The organism is Candidatus Regiella insecticola LSR1 (genome assembly GCF_000143625.1).
GTDB lineage: Bacteria > Pseudomonadota > Gammaproteobacteria > Enterobacterales > Enterobacteriaceae > Regiella > Regiella insecticola.
In genome coordinates, this window is record NZ_GL379650.1 from 1 (window position 1) to 4217 (window position 4217).

Annotated in this window: 2 protein-coding genes and 2 pseudogenes; 1 reads left to right on the top strand and 3 read right to left on the bottom strand. The window is 40.3% G+C overall.

The window, feature by feature from the left end; genetic code table 11:
- Nucleotides 1-369: 369 nt before the first annotated feature.
- The 3 genes and pseudogenes from mltC to mutY form a co-directional block, all read right to left on the bottom strand.
- Nucleotides 370-1452: a membrane-bound lytic murein transglycosylase MltC gene (mltC, locus tag REG_RS08780; RefSeq protein ID WP_006705318.1), complete on the bottom strand. Its 1083-nt coding sequence runs from the start codon at nt 1450-1452 to the stop codon at nt 370-372.
- A 146-nt stretch (nt 1453-1598) separates the two neighbouring features.
- A pseudogene (locus tag REG_RS08785) lies at nt 1599-1873 on the bottom strand (oxidative damage protection protein).
- 12 nt (nt 1874-1885) lie between these two features.
- Complete coding sequence (gene mutY / locus REG_RS08790; RefSeq protein WP_006705320.1) at nt 1886-2938, bottom strand: A/G-specific adenine glycosylase; 1053 nt, start codon at nt 2936-2938, stop codon at nt 1886-1888.
- 370 nt (nt 2939-3308) lie between these two features.
- Here mutY and trmB point away from each other — a divergent pair.
- Nucleotides 3309-4009: pseudogene (trmB, locus tag REG_RS08795) on the top strand (tRNA (guanosine(46)-N7)-methyltransferase TrmB).
- Nucleotides 4010-4217 lie beyond the last annotated feature (208 nt).

The following is a 4217-nucleotide window of genomic DNA, read 5'->3' on the forward strand; positions in this document are numbered from 1 at the left end:
TGCGCCGTCTTTTCTTAAAAAAACTCACCAAAAACATACTGCTCAACATCAGATAATAATTTATTCATGCAATATTAACTCTTTATTTAATTAGTTTAAATTTATTAAGTGATATCCAATAATAGAAATTTTGAGCGGAATCGATAAGTATATTCAATAACAAGTTTGTTAAATTAATAACGCCTAGTCTAGAAAGAAATATAAAATTATTATTTTCTTTTAAATAACGCTCCCTCTAAACAACAGGTGCTATCTTAATCACTTATTAGTAAAATAATGTATAGCCGTTGTAAAAATGGCGAAATATGAAAGCTATTTATTTATGATATATAAGTAGTTATTACTTGTCTGCAAAAAAATGTATAAATATTAAGGTAGCCGGTAATTTTTTTGAGCATCATTGACTTTTATTAGATAGCGACGTGCTTCTTTGGCGGGGTGTTGGCTAATTAATTTTTGGAAAACAGCACTAGGCTCCATGCTATTAATAATGCTAACCGCTCGGTTTCTATCATTAGAAAATAAACGTAATACATTGCCGGCTCCACCATTATAAGCGCTGATCACTGCATAACGTCGAGAGGCGCTATTCTGAATTCCGGCAAGATAACTGTTTTTTAAAATAGATAAATAGGCAGCACCTGTATCAATGTTATTTTCTGGATCAAAGAGATAACGCTGACTTGGCTTACCGCTTTTTCCTTTCATTTTAAATACATCTTTTCCTGCCGAATGGGGCAGGATTTGCATTAAACCTATCGCGTTAGAATTACTAATAGCGTAAGGATTAAAACTTGATTCAATTTGCATAATCGCTAATATCAAGGATTCCTCGATACTATATTTTGTGGCGGCTTGGCGTATTAACGGTAAATAGAGATGTGATCGTTTATCGAGATGGTTAGGTACAAAGCGTAAGCTAATAAACCAAATAACCTGTGAGCCAGAGACACGTTTTTGTATTTTATTCTGTAGCAAATAATCAGCAAAATGACTGGCACGCCATTCCCAGCGAATAGGCTGACCACTGTTATCTAATACCTGTCCATACAAAAAATGCTCTTGGCTGATTTGAATATCATTAACGTCTGAATAGAGATCAACCGAGTTGGCATCGTCCCCCATTAACAGAGTAGCGATAATAGTTTGACGTAAATGTGCAGCAGGATTGTTGCTCGCGATAGTTTCAAAAGTGATGGTTCCCGCATCAAAATTAATATGACTGCGAGTTCGATATTGCTCGGTGTATTTCACATAGTCTTTTGGACCGGCGATTAATATTTCATTTAATCCCCAAAGCTGTTCGATATTATGCGCAAATTGTCCCATTAAAATATCAAAGCTCTTGGTGTCTTTGATTAAAATTTCATTATTAACCTGTTTTTTATCACTATTACTAGAACAAGAAACAAGCAGTGGAGCCACCACAAGCAAAACTAACGTTTTATTCATTTCACCCTCAGTTGCTACGGTTTTGCAAAAAGTCTATACACAATGAATTTCGAGTTACGGCAAGGCGGCAATCAATCGAATCGGTACATGACAGAGGATAAGAGTGAATAGCCAACGCCGCCGTAACTTGAAAGGCGAAGGGCATATTACTGACCCGATGGTGTATATCCTGCGATATCTATATTCTTACCTTCAAATAAAAAATTTATCATTTTTTGTTCGAGAAATTGACGATGTTCAGCGTTCATCGTGCTAAGTTTATTTTCATTAATTAGCATAGTTTGTTTTGTCATCCATTGTGACCAGGCTTCTTTAGAAATTTCATTATAGATACGTTTACCCAGTTCTCCCGGATAAAATTGAAAATCTTGTTGTTCGGCTTCTTTTTTAAAAATTGGCAAAAAATAAAGGATTTCTTCATAGTAAATCTTCTTTAAGTTGAATTATCAGTTAACTGCTGTAAGAGACGTTCGACCGGCGCCGCAAGACCGATTAACGGCGGCTGTACTAAGTTATACCAGAGACCGGCTCCCGCATCCATGCAGCCGCTAACCGGCATGTTATACAACCAATAAGGAATGATATCTAAGTGAAAATGGCTAAAAGTGTGACGAAAAGTATTTAGCTGACATAAATCACTGTCTTTAATACCACGTTGCTCTAACCATAACAGCAGCTCTTCATAATGACTAAATTGGGGGAAAGAAAATAATCCGCCCCATAAACCTACCGGAGGGCGCTGCTCCAACCACACTTGTGTATCCCGCTGCATTAATAAAAAATACGCGGTTTTTTGGGGTAACTGCTGCCCCGTTTTTTTACCGGGATATTGATGCCAACTGTGGTTAACGTAAGCCAAACAATCAGCATTGAGAGGACATAAGTTACATTTTGGTTGTGATCGAAGACAGATTGTCGCGCCTAAATCCATCATCGCTTGATTGAACTGTCCGACGTAACGGGTAGGCGTCACCTCCTCACTCAGCTGCCATAAGCGTTGTTCGACCTCTTTTTTACCCGGCCAGCCGGCTACTGCATAATAACGCGCTAATACACGTTTAACATTACCATCGAGGATAGGGAAACATTGCCCTAGTGCTAGCGATAAAATAGCACCGGCGGTAGAGCGGCCAATACCGGGTAGCGCCACAATCTGTTCAAAAGTGGTGGGAAATATTCCCTGATGTTGGTTGACAATAATTTGTGCCGATTTGTGTAAATTTCTGGCACGGGCATAATAGCCAAGGCCGGTCCATAAATGCAGCACTTCATCTAATGGTGCGGCAGCCAGCGAAGCGATATTAGGGAAACGAGTGATAAAACGTTGGAAGTAAGGAATGACGGTTGTCACCTGTGTTTGTTGCAACATTATTTCCGATAGCCATACTGGATAAGCCGTTTGATACTGTTGCCAAGGTAATGTTTTGCGCCCATGATGTTGATACCATTCAAGCACCTGTTGCCGAAATTGTTGCGTTTGTATCATAAGTCTTCATTTAATATTGAATTGATATACTCAATGAATTTCGAGTTACGGCAAGGCGGCAATCAATCGAATCGGTACATGACAGAGGATGAGTGCCAGCAGCCAACGCCGCTGTAACTTGAAAGACGAAGGGTATAAATAAATTGGCTGAAGATTGCAGCATAGCGTAGTAAAACGGTAAACTGAAACATTCGTTAATAGCTAGAACCTTTCATGATGAATAATGTAATAGACTTCTTTCCAAACCTACTACGTGACGTGAATTCTGCGTTGCCCGGTGCGCGCAATCTTCATGTACATTCCGGTTGCTGTGCGCCGAGCGCCTTGACTCCGCATAACTCGCTACGGTTTAGAAAGAGGTCTAATAGTCATGCAGACTAATCAAAATAGTCGCATTTTGCGACCAATTCGTAGTTTTGTTCGCCGTCAGGGAAGATTAACCAAAGGGCAACAGTTAGCACTGGATAACTATTGGCCATCGATGGGGATTGGATTACCAATCGACCCCCCATTAACCTTGAAACCCTATTTGCGCAAGCAGCGCCATTAACCTTAGAAATTGGCTTCGGCATGGGAGCATCATTGGTGGCAATGGCCGCCAACGCGCCACAGCAAAATTTTCTGGGTATTGAAGTCCATTTACCGGGTGTAGGGGCTTGTCTAGCAACAGCAACGGCAAGTAAGTTAACTAATTTACACCTAATTTGCCATGATGCACTTGAAGTGTTGACCAATATGCTGCCAGATGATTCTCTTGATAAGCTGCAGTTATTTTTTCCCGATCCTTGGCATAAATTACGCCATAACAAACGACGTATCGTGCAGCCGCCTTTTGTTGAATTAGTCAAGAAAAAGTTAAAAATAGGGGGAATATTTCATATGGCAACGGATTGGCAGCCTTACGCCAAACACATGCTGGCCGTCATGTCAGCAGCTAAGGGGTATCATAATCTTTCAAGCCATAATGATTACGTTCCACGCCCTGATCCTCGCCCAATAACCAAATTTGAATCACGTGGCCAACGTCTAGGGCATGGTGTTTGGGATCTTATGTTTGTGCGCCAAGAATAGACTTCTTGCATAACCTACTGCGTGGCATGAATTCTGCGTTACGCGGTGCTCGTAATCCTCATGTACTAATGGCAACGAAGGTTACTGTGCTCAGGGCGCCTTGACTTCACATAACGAACTACGGTTTTACAAGAAGTCTACTCATTTTTCTCTTCGGGAACTCATGAATGAATCAATCTGAAAGTCTTTATCAACAGGCACAACAGTT